This window comes from Streptomyces sp. NPDC002680, from assembly GCF_042889145.1.
GTDB classification, from domain to species: domain Bacteria; phylum Actinomycetota; class Actinomycetes; order Streptomycetales; family Streptomycetaceae; genus Streptomyces; species Streptomyces adonidis.
Map to the genome: position 1 here is coordinate 12,238 of NZ_JBIAQP010000034.1, position 17,968 is coordinate 30,205.

Here is a 17,968-nt window from a genome sequence, read left to right on the forward strand (position 1 = left end):
ACCGTCGGGTGAATTTCATATCGTCATTGGTCGCACCTCTGGCAGATACGCCATTCGTGTGCGATCTCTTGACCGGCCCCACCGCCCCTCTTATGGTCACGCTGCCCCCTATGACGTAGGACGTCGTATCTCCTCACCTTTTCGGACCCCACCCCGCAGGAGGAATCGTGCGCGACGTGACCCGCGGCACTGCCCGCGACGTATCGACCGCCCCACACCGTCGGTCGTTCCTGAAGTACACCGGCGCGCTGGGTGCCGCCGCCGCCATTTCCTCCTCACTGTCGGCCTGTTCCTCCGGGCCGGAGTCCACGAACGACACCGGGGGCGGCACCGGGGGCGCGAACAGCACGCTCACGGCCGTGATCGGCTACGGAAACGACGGCAGCTGGGACCCCACGCAGACGGCCTCCGCCTTCTCCATGGCCGCCAACAACCACATCTACGAGGGTCTGCTCGACACGGATCCCATCTCCCGTGAGCCGTACGCTGCGCTCGCCACAGCGGTCCCCGGGGATCTCAACAGCACCTCCTGGAAGTTCACGTTGCGGGCCGGGGCGACCTTCCACGACGGAAAGCCGGTCACCGCCGACGACGTGGTCTTCGTATTCGATCGAATCCTTGATCCGAACACGCAGACGCTCGCCAAAGGGTTTTTCGCCAGTTGGCTGAAAGAAGTGAAAAAGGTCGACGCGCAGAATGTCGAGCTGGTGCTGAAGTTCCCCTTCCCGGAAGGCGTTTCCCGGCTGACGCTCGCGAAGATCATGCCGAAGCACGTCTTCTCCCAGCCGGGTGGCTGGGACGACGCGATCAAGGGAAAGGCGATCGGCTCGGGGCCGTACCGGCAGACCGCGCACCACCCGAAGTCGAACACGACGTTCGAGGCGTTCGCGGCCTACAACGGTCCGCGCAAAGCGGCGTTCAAGAAGATGAACTGGATGACGATAGTGGATGCCGCGCCCCGCGTCGCCAAGATCTCGGGGTCCAGTGCCGGCGCGCAGATCGCCGACAACATCCCGTACGCCAATATCGAGCAGCTCAGGAGCGGGGGGATGGACGTCCAGGGCGGGGCGGGGATGAACAACCTGTTCCTGATGTTCAACACCAAGCGCAAGCCCTTCGACGACGTACGGGTCCGGCAGGCGCTGCACTACGCCATCGACACCGGGAAGATGGTCGAGGTCGCCCTCAAGGGCCACGGCAAGCCGTCCTCGTCCTTCCTCAACGAGGCCAACCCCAGCTACCGCGCGGCGAAGGTCGTCTACGACTACGACCCGGAGAAGGCGAAGGCCCTCCTCAAGGCCGCCGGGGTCAAGGGGCTGAAGATCGAGATCCTGTCCGTGAACGTCAGCTGGATCGTCGACTGCCTGCCCACCATCAAGGCGTCCTGGGACGCGATCGGCGTCGAGACGACTCTCAACCCGCAGGAAACCACCGCGGTGTTCACGAAGATGGACCAGAAGCAGGACTACCAGGTCGTGTCGGCCGCCTCGAACCCCAACCAGTTCGGCCTCGACGCGGACCTGATCATGCACTACAACTACGGCCCGCAGAACCTCTGGATGGGCTACGCCCGTTGGGCCGACAACTCCGTGGCCAAGCAGCTCTTCAAGGACATGGACCGGGCGACGCAGGAGCCGGACCCGGAGAAGAAGAAGGCGATGATCCAGGACTACATCGACATCGTCGCCGAGGAGGCCGTGCTCTATCCGGTCGTCCACAACGAGCTGATGACCGCCTGGGACCCGAAGAAGCTCGCCGGCATAAGGGCTCAGCCGTACCCGGGCATCAACCTCCTCCAGGCCAAGTGGGTCTAGCCATAGCCGCCACCAAACACCGCTAGCTGTACGGGAGTTCGTACGTGGTCGCCATCGCCAGAATCCTGGCCCGCAGGATCCTCCTGCTCGTCCCGCTGATGCTCGGCATCGTGCTGTTCGTGTTCCTCGTCATGCGGTTCTCGGACGTCGACCCGGCCTCCGCGTTCTTCCAGGGCGCCAACCCGACCCCGCAGCAGCTGCACGACTTCCGTGAACAGAATGGCCTGTTGGACCCCTTCCCCGTCCGCTACTTCCACTTCATCGGCGACCTGCTCCAGGGCGACATGGGCACCAGCGCGCTGACCCGCGCGGCAGTGCTCGACCAGGTCGCCACCGCCCTGCCGCTCACCGTCCAGCTCACCTTTCTGGGCCTGACCATCGCGGTGGTCCTGTCCCTCCTGGGCGGTGTCACGGCGGCCATCTACCGCGACCGTCTCCCCGACCAGATCATCCGCGTCGTGTCACTCACCGGGGTCGCGGCGCCCGGCTTCTGGCTGGCGCTGCTGATGATCCAGTACCTGGCCGTCGACCTGGGCTGGTTCCCGACGGGTGGCTACATCAACCCGGCCGACTCCTTCACCGGCTGGCTGAAGACGATGACGCTCCCGGCCCTCGCGCTCTCCCTCCCGGTCGCGGCGCAGCTCACGCGCATCGTCCGTACGGCGGTGGTCGAGGAGCTGGACAAGGACTACGTCCGTACGGCGATCGGCAGCGGTCTGCCGCCGAGGGTGGTGGTGGGCCGGAACGTGCTCCGCAACGCGCTCATCAACCCGCTCACGGTGCTGGGCCTGCGCGTCGGTTATCTGCTCGGCGGCGCGGTCGTCATCGAGACGATCTTCTCGCTCCCCGGGATGGGCAAGCTGATGATCGACGCTGTGAAGAACGGCGACCCGGCCGTCGTCCAGGGAGTGGTCCTGACGACGGCGACCGGTTTCGTGGTCGTGAACCTGGTCATCGACATCCTCTATCTCCTGGTCAACCCGCGATTGAGGGATGCGGCCTGATGTTCCTCCTGTTCACGTCCACGCGAACGAAGGGTGCGGCCGGATGTTCATGATGTTCGAGCGGGGGCGCCTGGCCGCCCTCCTCTCCCGCCCCGGCATCCGGCTGCGCGGCTGGCGCCGCCTCCCGGTCCTCTCCCGGATCGCGGTCTGCTTCCTGGCGCTGGTGGTGTTCGTGGCGGTCTTCGCCCCGTACATCGCCCCCCACGACCCGCTGGACCAACAGCCCCTGGTCGGCGGCACGGGAGCCCCCTCCGCCGAGCACTGGATGGGCCAGGACAGCCTCGGCCGCGACATCATGAGCCGGCTGATGTACGGCGCCCGCTGGTCCCTGGCGATCGGCCTCGGCGCGACCGCACTCGCCCTGACCGTGGGCGCGTTGATCGGCGCGATCGCTGCGACGTCCCGCAAGGCGGTCGACGAGACGCTGATGCGCTGCCTGGACGTGGTGATGGCGTTCCCGGGCATCGCGCTGGCCGCCGTACTCGTCGCGGTCTTCGGCGGCGGCATCACGGTCCTGATCTGCGCGATCGCGTTCCTGTTCACCCCGCCGGTGGCGCGGGTGGTGCGGGCGAACGTCCTGGACCAGTACGGCGAGGACTATGTGACGGCGGAACGGGTGATCGGCGCCAGAACGCCACACATCGTTCTTCGCCACGTCGCAATCAACTGCGCAGCACCCGTCCTGGTGTTCTGCACGGTCCAGGTGGCGGAGGCGATCGTCTTCGAGGCGTCGCTGTCGTTCATCGGCGCGGGCGTACGGCCGCCGGACCCGTCCTGGGGAAGCGTCATCGCGGACGGCAAGAACATGGTCCTGACGGGCGGTTGGTGGGCGACGGTCTTCCCGGGCCTGCTGATGCTGATCACGGTGTTGTCGCTGAACGTCCTCTCGGAGGGCGTGTCGGACGCCTGGGCGGCACCGGCGGCGAGAGACGTGGAGGTCCGTGAGGACGAGGACCCCCTGGAGGCCCCCGAGCCGGGCACGGGCAAGGTCCTGGAGCTGCCGGGCCTGACGGAGGCGGCGCAACGCCTTCGCTCGCGGGCCCGCCCGGTCCCAACCGGCCTGCCGATACTGGCGGTCGAGAACTTGACGATCGGCTTCGCCGCACGTCACTCGGGCGTGGACATCGTCGACGGCATCAGCTTCGAGGTCCACCCGGGCGAAGTACTGGGCCTGGTGGGCGAGTCGGGCTGCGGCAAGTCGCTGACCGCACTGACGGTGATGGGCCTGGAGCCGAAGGGCGCGCGGGTGTCCGGCCAAGTCCGCTTCAACCAGCGGGACTTGCTGACGGAGCCGATGCGCGTACGGCGCAAGCTGCTCGGCCACGAGATGGCGATGATCTACCAGGACGCGTTGTCGTCCCTGAACCCGGCGATGACGATCCGCTCGCAGCTGAAGCAGGTCGTACGACGGGGAGGCCACCGCACACCGGAGGAACTCCTGGGTCTGGTGGGCCTGGACCCCGAACGCACCCTCCGCAGCTACCCGCACGAGTTGTCGGGCGGCCAGCGCCAACGCGTGTTGATCGCGATGGCCCTGTCCCGGGACCCGAAGCTGATCGTGGCGGACGAGCCGACGACGGCGTTGGACGTGACGGTACAAGCCCAGATCATCGAGCTACTGCTGCGCCTGCGCTCGGAGCTGGACTTCGCCCTGATCCTGGTCTCGCACGACCTGGCCCTGGTGGCGGACGTGACGGACCGGGTGGTCGTGATGTACGGCGGCCAGATCGTCGAAACGGGCGTGACGGCGGACCTGGTCGGCTCCCCCTCACACCACTACACCCGGGGCCTGCTGGGCAGCGTGCTGTCGCTGGAGTCGGCGGCGATCCGCATGACCCAGATCAAGGGCACGGTCCCCTCCCCCGCCGACTTCCCCAAGGGCTGCCGTTTCGCGGACCGTTGCCCGATGGCGACGGAGGTGTGCCGCACGACGGCCCCCGATCTCCTGGGCGTACCCACGCACTTGGCGGCCTGCCACCACCCGGCGATCGACCTGACGACGCCGGAGCCGACGGGAAGCGAGATCGTGCAGTGAGCACCAGTACAGCTACGACTGTTACGTCCGTGTCGACTCCGTTGGTGGAACTGTCGGACACGCACGTGGTCCACAAGGCCCGCAGCGGCGGCCTGTTCACCCGCGACCGCGTGTACGCCCTGACAGGAGCCGACTTCAGGGTCGCGCCCGGCGAAACGGTGGGCGTGGTGGGCGAGTCGGGCTGCGGGAAGTCGACGCTGGCGAAGGTGCTGGTGGGCGTACAGCCACCGACGTACGGCCAAGTCTCCTTCCGCGGCGCCGACTTGTGGACGATGAAGCCGGCGGAGCGCAGATCAGCCATCGGCACAGGCACGGGCATGATCTTCCAGGACCCGTCGACGGCCCTGAACCGCCGCCTGACGATCCGCCAGATCCTCCGCGACCCGCTGGACGTGCACAGGCGGGGCACGCCGAAGGAACGGGAGGAGCGGGTAAGGGAGTTGATGGGCCTGGTGGGCCTGCCGAGGGCGCTGGCGGACGGCTTGCCGGGCCAACTGTCGGGCGGCCAACGCCAAAGGGTCGCCATCGCGCGGGCATTGGCACTGAACCCGGACCTCGTGGTGGCCGACGAGCCGACAAGCGCGCTCGACGTATCGGTCCGGGCCCAGATCCTGAACCTGCTCCTGGACCTGAAGGAGCGGCTGGGCCTGGCGCTCGTCTTCGTCTCGCACGACATCCAGACGGTACGGCGGATGAGCGACCGGGTGATCACGATGTACCTGGGCCGGATCGTGGAGGAGTCCCCGGCGGACGAGGTGACGGACAGGGCGCGTCACCCGTACACAAGGGCACTCTTCTCGGCGACACCGGGCCTGCTGGACCCGATCGACCCGATCCCACTGGTGGGTCCCGTCCCCTCAGCGACGCACCCCCCGTCCGGCTGCCCGTTCCGCACGCGCTGCTGGAAGGCGACGGAGGTCTGCTCGGAGGGGATGCCGGAGTTCACGGCCGCGTCAATCCCGGGACACCGTTTCCGTTGCCATCACCCTGTGGAGGAAGGCCGGGCGACAAGGGAACTGGTCGCCCAGGCGGCAACCGCCGTGCCCGAAATGGCCTCTGACACTGCCTCTCACATGGCCTCTGACGTGCAGGAAACCCCCGTAGAACCACCGAACACCCCGAAAGATCCCAGGGAGCCCTGATGACCTACCCCACCCCCCTGACCGGTGTCGTCCCTCCCGTCTGCACTCCCCTGACACCGGACCGCGGGGTGGACGTACGCTCGCTCGTCAGGCTGGTCGACCACCTGGTGGAGGCGGGCGTGGACGGCCTGTTCGTGCTCGGTTCGTCGTCGGAGGCGGCATATCTGACGGACGACCAGCGCAGGCTGGTGGTGGAGACGGTGGTGGGCCATGTCGCCGGGGCGCTACCGGTCCTGGCGGGCGCGATCGACATGACGACACCCCGGGTACTGGACCACGTACGGTCGGTCTCGGCGGCGGGCGCGGACGCGGTGGTGGTGACGGCCCCCTTCTACACGCGCACCCACCCCTCGGAGATCGCCCGCCACTTCCGCCTGGTGGCGTCGGGCAGCCCGGTCCCTGTGGTGGCGTACGACCTCCCGGCCTCGGTCCACAGCAAGCTGCCGGCCGGCCTGGTGCTGGAACTGGCGGCGGACCGTGTCCTGGCGGGCCTGAAGGATTCGAGCGGCGACATGGCGTCGTTCAGGGCGGTGGTGACGGGCGCCCGCGAACACCCCGGGATCACCGGCTTCAGCGTCCTGACGGGCAGCGAACTGCTGGTGGACTCGGCGCTGGCGATGGGGGCGGACGGGGCGGTACCGGGTCTCGCGAACGTCGACCCGGACGGGTACGTCCGCCTGTACCGGTTCTGCCGGGCCGGTGACTGGGAGCGGGCCAGGGCCGAGCAGGAACGGTTGTGCGTGCTGTTCGGGATGGTGGGGGCGGGGGATCCGGTGCGGATGGGGGGCAGCTCGGCGGGGCTGGGGGCGTTCAAGGCGGCGCTGTATTTGCGGGGGGTGATCGACTGCCCGGTTACCGCTGATCCGCAGATTCCGTTGTCGGAGGACGAGGTGGAGCGGGTGGGGAAGTTCTTGGCGGGGGCGGGGTTGTTGTAACCGCGCGGCCCCCGGGGCCGAAGCACGGGCATGCCCCGCTGCCCAGCAAGATGTCAGTCGGCGCTTCCGGCAGGGACTACCCAGTGCGTCGGCTGGCCGGTCACGCTCGTGATCATGTCGTAGTCGCCGTCGTAGTGCAGGACGGTCACGCCATTGCGTTCGGCGGTCGCCGCGATGACCAGGTCGGCGACAGACAGGGCTTTCCAATTACCGGCCGCGATGAGCCGTGTCTGTACGTCGAGTGCGCGGTCCCACGCCTCGTCGGGCGTGGGGAGCCAGTCGAAGCCCCGCATCTCGTCGCGGATGCGTTCCGCGTCCGCCTTGGAGCGGGCGCTGTGCAGAACCTCAAGCTCGACCGCTCCGCACACGGCCAGCAGACCGGCGTTGTGCAGCGGATCGATCACGGCCCGGACAGCAGGCTTCGGGTAGCGGGCAAGGGCGGACTTGTCGATGAGGAAGCGCTCGCTCATGCGGCCTGGTGCGGGTCGTCCGCGGAATGGTCGGAGTCGTCCGTGGTCTCGACCGGGCCGGTCAGATCAGGCAGGCCGCCTTCCGCGAGCCAGCCCAGGAACGACGCGCGTTTCCGGCGCTTGATCGCGTCCTCCAGGGCCGCGTTCACCGTGGCGACCTTGGTCGTGGTACCGAAGATCTCCGCGGCCTCCGCGAGCATCTCATCGTCGACATCGATGACGGTTCGTGTCATGCGTCCCTCCTCGATCCGGTTGGACTGCGATACGGCCACGATATCAAGATCGGCACCTTCCGATATCATCCGTCAACTGCTTTCGTCACTCCACATGGCCGAAGTCCTTCTTCAAGCACCCCCCGCCACGCAAGAATGCTGCGCCGAGACAGGTCATGTGCGGCGGATTGAGGCGGGGGCGGCTGGCGGGATGACGGCGACGGATGGTGCGGCGGCGGGGCGGTTCGGTGGGCGGCGGCGGTTCATGGTGCTGGGGGCGGGGGGACTCGCGGCGGTGGCCGGCGGGGTGGGGGCCTGGCAGCTCTTCGGCGGCGACGCGGAGCAGTGGCCATGGGAGGAGGTCTGGGCCCAACCGCTGGACGGGGTGTATCCCTCGGCGCTGAACGCACACGCCGGAGTCCTGTACCTGTCGGGTTTCGGCGGGGTGACCGCGCTGGACCAGTCCCGCGGCGCCAAGCGGTGGCAGGCGTTGTCGGACCTCGACAGCCAGTCCGTCCCGGCCTTCGGCGCGGGCGTCGTCTGCATCACCGGCGTCCGCACGGCCGGGCGGACGGTCGTGAACGGTGTCGAGGCGTCCTCCGGCCGCGTGCTCTGGGAGCACGAGGTCGAGGGTCTGACCGAGCACCCCCCGACACCGGCGGCCGGCGACATCATGCTCGTCGTCATCGGCAAGGACTCCGTCGCCTCGGACACCGTCGTCCACGCGTTCGACGCCAGGTCCGGCCAGGTCAGGTGGAGCACCCGGCTGCCCGCGAAGACCGTGGGACCGTCCGCGCCGGTGACCGGGAACGGCCTGGTGCACCTGACCACCGGGGTGTTCAGCGAGGGCTCGATGGCCTGGACGCTGGACCTGGAGACCGGCGCGCTGCGCTGGAAGTCCCCCTCCGAAGGCTTCCTGGGCGCCCCGGTCCTGGCCGGACGCGAACTCCACATGACCGCCAGTCCCAGCAGCGGCAGCGCCGACCAACAGCACAACGCGTTCGTCACGCTCGACGCCGTTTCCGGGAAGGACCTGCGGCGGGCGGGGAAGCTGCCGGTCGGCACCGAGCTGAGGGTCCAGCGGGTGGGCGGCACGGTGTACGCGGCGGTCCGCCGTTACGGGGACGAGTACCGCACCACCCTCGCCGCCGTCGACGTGTCGACCGGCCGCCTGCGCTGGCAGGCGGACACCGGCATCGACATCGTACGAACCTTCCGCGTCTCCGGTGACACCGTCCTGGCCGGGGGCAACGAGCCCCCGGAGACGACCGGTTCCTGTCTCGTCCAGGTCTTCGACGCCGACACGGGCCGGCGCCGCTGGACCCGCGACATGGGGACCTACGTCGGCTCGGAGGGCCCCGTCCTGGCCGGCGGCACGGTCTGTGTCCCCACCCGCGCCACGAAGGCCGGCGACCGGGGCACGCTCCACTTCCTGGACCCCGCGTCCGGCACCACCCGCTGGCGCCACTCCCTGTCCGCCAACGGCAACGCCATCACATGCCCGGACGGCCGCACGCTCTACGTCCTGGCCATGCCGTTCCCGGATCCTCCCGAGAAGACGCCGGGAGAGCGAAAAGCCCCCACGCTGTACGCGTTACGACGCGGGGATCGTGGGGATTCCGATTCCTGACTACACCGTCCCCACACCCACCCGCCGGAACTCGATCGACTCGTACGTCCCGTCGGTCCCCGTCTCGTACAGCACCCCCAGCACCCGCCGGTCCACCGGCACCAGGTCCGAGTAGGCCGCCCGACGGTTCGACAACGTCAGCACCTTGGTGAACGTCTCTCCCCCGTCCCCGCTCCGCCAGATCGCCATCGACCGCCGCGCCGTGGGCTCCGAAGGCCCCGAGAACAGCAACGCGCCCGATGCGCCCCGGAGTTGAAGCACACTCCCCTGCACGATCGGGACGTCGTTCAGGGTGGGCTGGACCGTGTACGGGCGGTCCAAGGACTCCCCGCCGTCACTGGAATAGGAATCCAGGCGATTCCCGGGCGCCACCCCGCTCTGGTCCCTCGACGAGAAGTACAGCCTGCCGTCCGGGAGTTGGGCCGCGCTCGTCTCGTTGGCGTTCTCGACACCGTCGTACGAATCGTCCACGAAGCCCAAGTGCCAGGTGCGGCCCGCGTTGTCGCTGTAGATCGCGTGGCCGCCGTAGTACTTGGACTCCTGGCCCGTGTCCGTCGAACCCGTCGGCGGGGCCACCGAGTGGTTGGACGGGATCACGATCCTGCCCGCGTGAGGGCCGCGAGTCAGATACACCGCATGGCCCGGGCCCGTCGCGTACCAACGCCAGTTCGGGAGCTTCGTCTGGGCTGTGATGTCTCTCGGGCGCGTGAAGCGGCGGCCGTCGCTCGCGCCGGTGCTCGTCTGGACGAAGACCCTGCGGCTCTGCTCCGGCGTCGCCTCGCCCCGCATGATCTGGGCCTCCGTCACCGCGCCGGAGTTGTACGACGTCACCAGCACGATCCGGCCCGTCCGTTGGTCCACCACCGGCGCCGGATTGCCCCGCGTGTCACCGTTCCCGGCCGCGACCACCGACAGCGGGCCCCAGGTGCAGCCGCCGTCCGTGGAGCGGCGCAGGACCACGTCGATGTCGCCGCTGTCCCCCGCGCCGTCGTGTCTGCCCTCGGCGAAGGCCAGGAGGGTGCCCTTGCGGGTCGTGACCGTCGCCGGGATGCGGTAGGTGTCGTAGCCGCCCTTGCCCGCGGTGTAGGGCACCGATGACGTGCAGTACGAACGGGCGGCCGCCGCCCGGGCCTTCGTCGCGGTGAGGCCGGTGCCGATTCCGGTGCCGATGATCAGGGCCGCGCCGGTGGTCGCGGCGAGCAGCGTACGGCTCAGGGGCCTCATCGCTCTCCCTTGCGGAGTGAAGTGGAGTGGGGTCGGAGCATGCGGATACCGACGTGCCGACAGTGTCGACGTGCCGGTACCACGACAACAGGAGGTGACAGTAACCCCGCTGACGATCCGTCACCACTCGTAGCACGTACGGAACATACGTACCCGCACGCCCACCACTCCCCTTTGCGCCACTCCCCGCTACGTCACTCCCCCCGGCGTCACCAACCCCGACTCGTACGCCACGATCACCAGCTGCGCCCGGTCCCGCGCGCCCAGCTTCCCCATGATCCGGCTGACGTGGGTCTTCGCGGTCAGCGGGCTCAGGCCCAGGGTCTCCGCGATCTCCGTGTTGTTGAGGCCCCGGGCGACCAGCCTCAGCACCCCGCGTTCCCGTTCGGACAGGCATTCGGGGCCGCCCGTCGTCGTCGGCGCCTCGGCGCTGCGCAGCAGACGGGCGATCAGGCTCGCCGTCGGGCCCGGGGAGAGCAGGGCCTCGCCTGCCGCCACCGTGCGGATCGCGTCCAGGAGTTCCGCCGGTTTCGTGTCCTTGACGAGGAAGCCCGACGCGCCCGCGCGCAGCGCCTCCACGACGTGCTCGTCCGTGTCGTACGTCGTCAGGACCAGCACCTTCACGCCCGCCAGATCCTCGTCGGCGGCGATCAGCCGGGTCGCCTCGATACCGTCCAGGTCGGGCATCCGGATGTCCATGACGACCAGATCGGCGCGGGCGCTGCGGGCCAGTTCGACGGCCTGCCGGCCCGTACCCGCCTGTCCTACGACCTCCATGCCCGGCGCCGACTCGACGAGCATCGCGAAGGCCGCCCGTACGAGAGTCTGGTCGTCCGCGAGCAGTACACGGATCGCGGTCATCCGGTCCCCTCCCGGTCTTCCCTGTTCACCGGCAACGGCAGTACCGCGTTCACCCTGAACCCCCCGTCCTCCCCCGGGCCGGCATCCAGCGTGCCGCCCACACTCCGCGCCCGTTCCCGCATCCCCACCAGCCCGAACCCGCGGCCTTCCCCAGGCGGGCCCACTCCAACCCCGTCGTCCGTCACCTCCACCCGCAGGGCGCCCTCACCCCCGTACAGCCGCACCCGTACCGTCAGATCCTCCCGGCTTCCGTGCCGTACGGCGTTCGTGAGCGCCTCCTGGACTATGCGGTAGGCCGCCGCGCCCACCGCCGGGGGTACGGAGTCCGCCCGTACCTCCAGTTCGACCTTCGCGCCCGCCACCCGCGCCGTCTCCGCCAGGTCGGGCAGTCCGGCCAGGCCCGGCAGCGGGCCGCGGGCGTCTCCCGCGCCCTGGCCCTCCCGCAGTACCTCCAGCGTCGTACGCAGCTCACCGCGGGCCGTTCGGCAGGTCTCGGCGATGTCGTCCAGGGCCTTGGCGACCGCCGTCCGGTCCAGGCGGTCCGGATCAGCGGCCAGGACATGGGCGGCCACCGAGGTCTGGACGCCCACCAGGGTGATGGTGTGGGCCAGCAGATCGTGCAGGTCACGGGCCACGCGGAGGCGTTCCTCCGCGACCCGGCGGCGGGCCTCCTCCTCGCGGGTTCGTTCGGCCCGTTCCGCACGCTCGACGATGGCGGACACGTACTCGCGGTAGAAGCGGAGGTCGATGCCGACGAACAGGACGGCGATGATCCAGCCGAAGATGCGCAGGAGTTCGATCGCCTGTTTGGTGTCAACGGTCAGCATGACCGACATGGAGATGGCGAGGACCGTGATGCCGGTCAGCAGCGTGCGCAGGGGGCGGCCGGTGACCGCGACCGTGTACAGGGCCACGAAGGCCGCCGGGGTCGGCGCCGAGTGGTTGTTGTCCAGGGCGTGGTAGGGCACCACCAGCGCCACCACCACCGCGAGGACCAGCATCGGGCGGCGCCTGCGCCACACCAGCGGCACCTGGAGGGCCAGCAGCAGGACCCAGCCCAGTGCGTCGGGGCGGCGGCCGTCGTCGACGAGCAGGGCCACGGCCGTACCGACGACGGCGGTCGTCAGCGCCAGCAGCGCGTCGTTGCGGGTCGCGTGCGGGGCGCTGCGCGGGTCGCGGATGATCGCCGCCATGATCCGCTCGCCCCATCCAACACGGGCCGCTCTTCCGGTAGTCGGCTGCACGGGTTCATCCTCCGCCAACGGGCGCCCCTCCGGCAGGGAGGGGCGCCCGCTCGCTCGTACGACGGACCTCATACGGGTTCCGGCTGGCGTTCCTGTCGTACGGCGTCCGGGTCCGGCTTCCGGGACAGCGCCCCCGGCCACCACACCCGCCTCCCCAGCGCCACGCTCGCGCTCGTCACCAGGTACGTCCGGACGAGGAAGGTGTCGAGGAGCACGCCGACCGCGATCACGAAGCCCAGTTCTACGAGTTGGACGAGCCCCATGTTCGTCAGCACCGCGAAGGTCGCCGCGAGGACCAGTCCGGCGGAGGCGATGACCCCGCCCGTCGTCCGCAGCGCGGTGAGCGCCGCCGCCACCGGTTCCGCGCCCCGCAGCGCCTCCTCGCGCATCCGGTGCATGAGGAAGATGCCGTAGTCGACGCCCAGCGCGACCAGGAACACGAAGGACAGCAGCCCGAGCCCGGGATCGGTGCCCTCGAAGCCGAGCAGCGGCCCGAACACCAGTCCCCCGATGCCGAGCGAGGCCCCCCACACCGCGACCACGGCGGCCACCAGCATCAGCGGCGCGACGAGCGAGCGCAGCAGCGCGACCAGGATCAGCAGCACGGACAGGAGCACGATCGGTACGACGACCCACCGGTCCCGCGCGTTGGTGTCGACCAGGTCGATCTGCTGGGCGCTCGGCCCGCCGACGTACGAGCCCTTCAGCTCGTCCCGCAGCCGCTCGATGGTCGCGGTCTCGGCGGCCGACTGGGGCGCGTCCTTCGCGAAGACGGTGATCTCGGTCCAGCCGTCTCCCGTACGTCCCTTCTGCGCGTCGCTGATCCCGTCGGCGGCCCGGATCGTCGTGAGCGTCCGGTCCGCCCGGCCGGCCGGGGTGATGACGCTGATGGGCTGGGTGCCCCGGTCGGGGTAGGCCTTCGCCAGGGTCTGCATCGCGGCGACGGCCTCCGGTTTGTCGACGAAGGCGTCCTCCTGCTTGACCGGTCCGGGCAGGTTCAGCGCGCCCAGGGCGAGCGCGCCGAGCAGGACGGCACCGCTCGCGAGGACCACCAGGGGCCGGCGCCCGGCGGAGCTGCCCATCGCGGCGAAGAGCGAGCGGCGCCGCACCTTGGGCGTGCTGCCGTACGCGGGGACGAGCGGCCAGAACACCCGGCGGCCGAGGAGTACGAGGATCGCGGGGAGCAGCGTGAGCATCGCGACCAGTGCGCACAACACGCCCACCGTGCCCAACGGGCCCATGCTGCGGCTGGAGTTGAGGTCGGCGGCGAGCAGGCACAGCACCCCGGCGGCGACCGTGCCGGAGGAGGCGAGGACGGCGGGCCCGCAGCCGCGCAGGGCGGCGAGCATCGCGTCGTACGGCCGCTCGATCCGCCGTAGTTCCTCGCGGTAGCGGGAGACGAGGAGGAGTGCGTAGTCCGTGCCCGCGCCGAAGACGAGGATCGTCATGATGCCCGAGCTCTGGCCCGAGACCGTGGTGCCGAAGGCCTGGTTGAGGCCGTAGGCGACGCCCATCGACAGGAAGTCGGCGATGCCCGCGACGACCAGCGGCACCAGCCACAGCACCGGGCTGCGGTAGATGAGGATCAGCAGGACGGCGACCACGCCGACGGTGGTGTAGAGCAGCGGTCCGCCGAGCGAGTTGTAGACCTCGGAGGCGTCCGTGGCGAGCGCGCCGGGACCGCCGACCTCGACGTCCAACCCGCCCTCGGTGTGGGCGATTTCGCGTACGTCGTTGACGAGGGCGTCCCGCTTGTCCTCGTCGGTGCCGGGCTCGTTGCTGCTCACCGGGTACATGAGGGTGGCGCCATCGGCGGACGGTACGCCCTGCGGGGCGGCCGTCAGGACGTGCTCGCCGGCGATCCGGTCGACCTGTGCGGCGGCCGTCGCCCTGTCGGCGGCGGTGAGTCCGCCGTCGCGGTGGTAGACGAGGACCAGCTGGGTGGTCTCGCCGCCGGGCAACTGGTCCTGGATCCTGGCGACTTGGGTCGAATCGGCGTTCGCCGGCAGATAGTCGGTGATCCGGTCGTGCTGCACCTCGGAGAGCTTCGCCGCGAACGGCCCCACGATCGCGAGCACCCCGACCCACAGCCCGAGCACGAGCCAGGGCACGGTTCGTCGGCGCCGGGCCCTCGTCACTGTCTTTGCGGCCTCCATGTCGAGACCCTCCCCTCGTCCGGACTTCTGGCTGACGTTCACCAGAATTCCGTCGTACGGGGGCCGATTCGTCGCGCGGGAGGGCGAGTTCGGGGCTACTGCCGGGGGTGACACGGGGGCCGGACTACTCCCCCGGGAGTACGAACCGAGCGATGGGGCACCCGGGGTCTACCCTTTGAGAGGAACCGTCCCATGCTTGGTATAGCCGCAGCAGTACTGTTCTTCGTCGCGTTCCTGATCAACGCGGCCGAGATCTCGACGAACGACGCCTTCACTTCCACGAACGTCATGCTGCTCGGCCTGATGGTCCTGGCCCTGCACGTCGCGGGGATCGGAAGTGGCTGGTCCGGCCGGTCCAGCCGCAGGCGCTGACGGAACCGGTCTTCCGCGGCACGCTTCAGGACGGCGTACGCGCCGCCGCCAGCAGCCGGGTCACATCCTCCCCGCAGATCGTCAGCGCCGCGCCGACCGTCGTCAGGACGTCGCGTTCCGCCGGGGTGTACGGGCCGTCGGCCAGGGCGATGCGGGCGCCCTGGAGCAGGATCGATTCTCGGCCGGGGGCAGCCAGGTGCGGGGCCAGTGGGTCCAGCGCCTCGTGCAGTTCTATGGCGAGGCCGGGACCGCACGGGGGCCCGAAGAGACGGCCCGTGTCGGCGGCGAGGGCCTCCACCAGGGCCGCGAGCTGGTCCTCCGTACAGTCGTCGAAGCCGGCCGCGCGGACGCCCGTCACCGCTGTCTCCAGGGTGTGGCGGGCGTGGGTGCCGCCGGCGGCGAGGACCGCGAGGGCGACCGTGTGGACCGCGTCGCGGAGCATCGCGGAGAAGCGGGTCGTGGTGGGGTGGTCGAGGACGTCCGTCCCGAAGTGCCGTTGGCAGGCCGCGCATTCGACGACCGGGCCGGTCTCGCCGCGTGGCAGGACCGGTACGCCGAGGAGTGTGAAGCGGCGGCGGCCGGTCAGACGCTGGTAGTTGCGGTCCCCGCCGCAGCCGGGGCAGAAGAACTCGCCGTCACCGACGCCTGTCCAGACCGTTCGGGAGCCCAGGACGCGTGCTGTCCGGCCTCTGCGCACGACGCGTACGCCACGACCGTCTCGGCTGCCTCGTCCCTGTCCTGGGAGCACGTCGCACCTCCGGTAGCTACCCCCCACTGCCTGTTGCAGGGCGCGGGAGGTACCCCCACCGGCAACACTGCCGCGCAGGCGTGATGTTAGCCACATTGTTGATGCGGAGTCAGTACCCAGGACCAGACCTGCCCATGACCCACCCTTGGTTTGGCCGGTATACGACGGCGGCCCCGCCCGCCACGGAGGGCGGACGGGGCCTGAAACCAACCGGTCGGGTGAGTCAGCGGCCGGCGCGGTTGACGGCGGAGACGACCGCCTTCAGGGAGGCGCGGGTCGTGTTGGCGTCGATGCCGATGCCCCACAGGACCTTGTCGTCGATGGCGACCTCGATGTAGGAGGCGGCCTGCGCGGAGGCGCCCTCGCTCATCGTGTGCTCGGAGTAGTCCAGGAGCCGCGCGTCGATGCCCAGGCCCTGCAGGGCGTGGAAGAACGCCGAGATCGGGCCGTTGCCCGTGCCCACCAGGGTGGTCTCGACACCGTCGACCTCGGCCTCGACGGTGAGGGTGTCCACGCCGTCCTTGTCGGTGGTCGACTGGTTGGTGCTGACCTGGATACGGCCCCAGGGGTTCTCGGGGTTGGGCAGGTACTCGTCCCGGAAGACCGTCCAGATGTCGGCGCCGGTGACCTCGCCGCCCTCGGCGTCCGTCTTCGCCTGGATGATCTTCGAGAACTCGATCTGCATCCGGCGCGGCAGGTCCAGCTTGTGGTCGTTCTTCAGGACGTACGCGATGCCGCCCTTGCCCGACTGGGAGTTGACCCGGATCACGGCCTCGTAGGACCGGCCGACGTCCTTCGGGTCGATCGGCAGGTACGGGACCGCCCACTCGATGTCGTCGACGGTGACGCCCTTGGCCTTCGCGTCGGCCTCCATGGCGTCGAAGCCCTTCTTGATGGCGTCCTGGTGGGAGCCGGAGAAGGACGTGTAGACCAGGTCGCCCACGTACGGGTGGCGCGGGTGGACCTCCATCTGGTTGCAGTACTCCCACGTACGACGGATCTCGTCGATGTCGGAGAAGTCGATCTGAGGGTCGACGCCCTGCGAGAACAGGTTCATGCCCAGGGTGACCAGGTCGACGTTGCCGGTGCGCTCGCCCTGGCCGAACAGACAGCCCTCGACGCGGTCGGCGCCGGCCATCAGGGCCAGTTCGGCGGCGGCGACGGCCGTACCGCGGTCGTTGTGCGGGTGGATGGAGAGGACGACGTGCTCACGGCGGGTCAGGTTGCGGCCCATCCACTCGAAGCGGTCCGCGTGCGTCGACGGGGTCGAACGCTCCACCGTGGCGGGCAGGTTGAGGATGATCTCGCGGCCCGGGCCGGGCTGCCAGACGTCCATGACCGCCTCGCAGACCTCCAGCGCGAAGTCCAGCTCGGTGTCGGTGAAGATCTCGGGGCTGTACTGGTAGCCGAACTCCGTCTCGGGGCCCAGCAGTTTCTCGGCGTACTCCATGACCAGGCGGGTGCCGTCGACGGCGATCTGCTTGATCTGGTCCTTGGAGCCGCGGAAGACGACACGGCGGAAGACGGGCGCGGTCGCGTTGTAGAGGTGGACGTTGGCGCGCTTGGCGCCCTTCAGCGACTCCACGGTCCGCTCGATCAGGTCCTCGCGGGCCTGGGTCAGTACGGAGATGGTGACGTCGTCGGGGATGACCCCCGGCTCCTCGATGATGGAGCGGACGAAGTCGAAGTCGGTCTGTCCCGAGGCCGGGAAGCCGACCTCGATCTCCTTGTAGCCCATCTTGACCAGCTGGTCGAACATCCGGCGCTTGCGCTCGGGCGACATCGGGTCGATCAGGGACTGGTTGCCGTCGCGCAGGTCGGTGGAGAGCCAGCGAGGAGCGACGGTGATCCGGTTGTCCGGCCAGGTGCGGTCGGGGATGTCGACCTGCTCGTACTCGCCGTACTTGTGGATCGGCATGGAACTGGGCTGCTGGCGATTGGCGCGGCTCTGACTGCTTGCCATGATGCGTGGGCTCCTCGTGGTGTCCTGAAGGACGGCCGACGGCGCAACGCCAGACTCCGCGGGGAGGGGGTCGGCCTCGACTTACAGGCCCTCGCCGCGGCAGCTAAGGAGGAGCAGCCCGATACGCATGATGCGAAGCATGCTAGCCGAGCCGCGCC

At 69.6% G+C, this 17,968-nt stretch carries 15 protein-coding genes; 7 read left to right on the forward strand and 8 right to left on the reverse strand.

Going from position 1 to position 17,968, the window contains the following annotated elements:
* Positions 1-167 precede the first annotated feature (167 nt).
* From ACFYXF_RS50190 to ACFYXF_RS50210, 5 genes are read left to right on the forward strand one after another with little or no spacing between them, the layout of a single operon-like run.
* Positions 168-1,814: an ABC transporter substrate-binding protein gene (locus tag ACFYXF_RS50190; protein WP_389360817.1), complete on the forward strand. Its 1,647-nt coding sequence runs from the start codon at positions 168-170 to the stop codon at positions 1,812-1,814.
* Positions 1,815-1,858: 44 nt separating this feature from the next.
* Positions 1,859-2,818, forward strand: a complete 960-nt coding sequence (locus tag ACFYXF_RS50195) for an ABC transporter permease (protein WP_389360819.1) — start codon at positions 1,859-1,861, stop codon at positions 2,816-2,818.
* 52 nt (positions 2,819-2,870) lie between these two features.
* Complete coding sequence (locus ACFYXF_RS50200) at positions 2,871-4,853, forward strand: dipeptide/oligopeptide/nickel ABC transporter permease/ATP-binding protein (protein WP_389360908.1); 1,983 nt, start codon at positions 2,871-2,873, stop codon at positions 4,851-4,853.
* 29 nt (positions 4,854-4,882) lie between these two features.
* The gene (locus tag ACFYXF_RS50205; RefSeq protein ID WP_389360821.1) at positions 4,883-5,995 is read left to right on the forward strand and encodes an ABC transporter ATP-binding protein; all 1,113 of its coding nucleotides are present in this window, start codon (positions 4,883-4,885) and stop codon (positions 5,993-5,995) included.
* Entirely contained in the window at positions 5,995-6,930 is a 936-nt protein-coding gene (locus ACFYXF_RS50210; RefSeq protein WP_389360823.1) for a dihydrodipicolinate synthase family protein, read from the forward strand. Before ACFYXF_RS50205 ends, ACFYXF_RS50210 begins: the two co-directional genes overlap by 1 nt.
* Positions 6,931-6,983: 53 nt before the next feature.
* Here the strand turns inward: ACFYXF_RS50210 and ACFYXF_RS50215 are convergent, their stop codons facing one another.
* Together ACFYXF_RS50215 and ACFYXF_RS50220 are read right to left on the reverse strand one after the other, a co-directional pair.
* A complete protein-coding gene (locus ACFYXF_RS50215) occupies positions 6,984-7,400 on the reverse strand; it encodes a PIN domain nuclease (RefSeq protein WP_389360825.1) in 417 nt (138 codons plus the stop codon).
* On the reverse strand, positions 7,397-7,633 hold the full coding sequence (locus ACFYXF_RS50220; RefSeq protein WP_389360827.1) for a type II toxin-antitoxin system VapB family antitoxin: 237 nt from the start codon (positions 7,631-7,633) through the stop codon (positions 7,397-7,399). Before ACFYXF_RS50220 ends, ACFYXF_RS50215 begins: the two co-directional genes overlap by 4 nt.
* Positions 7,634-7,823: 190 nt before the next feature.
* On the opposite strand from ACFYXF_RS50220, the gene ACFYXF_RS50225 reads away from it, so the two are divergent.
* The gene (locus ACFYXF_RS50225) at positions 7,824-9,242 is read left to right on the forward strand and encodes a PQQ-binding-like beta-propeller repeat protein (protein WP_389360829.1); all 1,419 of its coding nucleotides are present in this window, start codon (positions 7,824-7,826) and stop codon (positions 9,240-9,242) included.
* Here the strand turns inward: ACFYXF_RS50225 and ACFYXF_RS50230 are convergent, their stop codons facing one another.
* From ACFYXF_RS50230 to ACFYXF_RS50245, 4 genes are all read right to left on the reverse strand, one after another.
* The gene (locus ACFYXF_RS50230) at positions 9,243-10,466 is read right to left on the reverse strand and encodes an exo-alpha-sialidase (RefSeq protein ID WP_389360831.1); all 1,224 of its coding nucleotides are present in this window, start codon (positions 10,464-10,466) and stop codon (positions 9,243-9,245) included.
* Positions 10,467-10,655: 189 nt separating this feature from the next.
* Entirely contained in the window at positions 10,656-11,327 is a 672-nt protein-coding gene (locus ACFYXF_RS50235) for a response regulator (RefSeq protein ID WP_389360833.1), read from the reverse strand.
* Positions 11,324-12,520: a sensor histidine kinase gene (locus ACFYXF_RS50240; RefSeq protein ID WP_389360835.1), complete on the reverse strand. Its 1,197-nt coding sequence runs from the start codon at positions 12,518-12,520 to the stop codon at positions 11,324-11,326. The genes ACFYXF_RS50235 and ACFYXF_RS50240 overlap by 4 nt, the downstream gene beginning before the upstream one ends.
* 119 nt (positions 12,521-12,639) lie before the next feature.
* Positions 12,640-14,727, reverse strand: coding sequence for an MMPL family transporter (locus ACFYXF_RS50245; protein WP_389360910.1), 2,088 nt, complete (start codon positions 14,725-14,727; stop codon positions 12,640-12,642).
* A gap of 192 nt (positions 14,728-14,919) precedes the next feature.
* Between ACFYXF_RS50245 and ACFYXF_RS50250 the strand changes: the two genes are divergently transcribed.
* Positions 14,920-15,099: a hypothetical protein gene (locus ACFYXF_RS50250; RefSeq protein ID WP_389360837.1), complete on the forward strand. Its 180-nt coding sequence runs from the start codon at positions 14,920-14,922 to the stop codon at positions 15,097-15,099.
* A gap of 25 nt (positions 15,100-15,124) precedes the next feature.
* On the opposite strand, the gene ACFYXF_RS50255 is transcribed toward ACFYXF_RS50250, so the two are convergent.
* Complete coding sequence (locus tag ACFYXF_RS50255; protein WP_389360839.1) at positions 15,125-15,847, reverse strand: TerB family tellurite resistance protein; 723 nt, start codon at positions 15,845-15,847, stop codon at positions 15,125-15,127.
* Between the two features lie 223 nt (positions 15,848-16,070).
* Positions 16,071-17,810, reverse strand: coding sequence for a 2-isopropylmalate synthase (gene leuA, locus ACFYXF_RS50260; protein ID WP_389360841.1), 1,740 nt, complete (start codon positions 17,808-17,810; stop codon positions 16,071-16,073).
* Positions 17,811-17,968 lie beyond the last annotated feature (158 nt).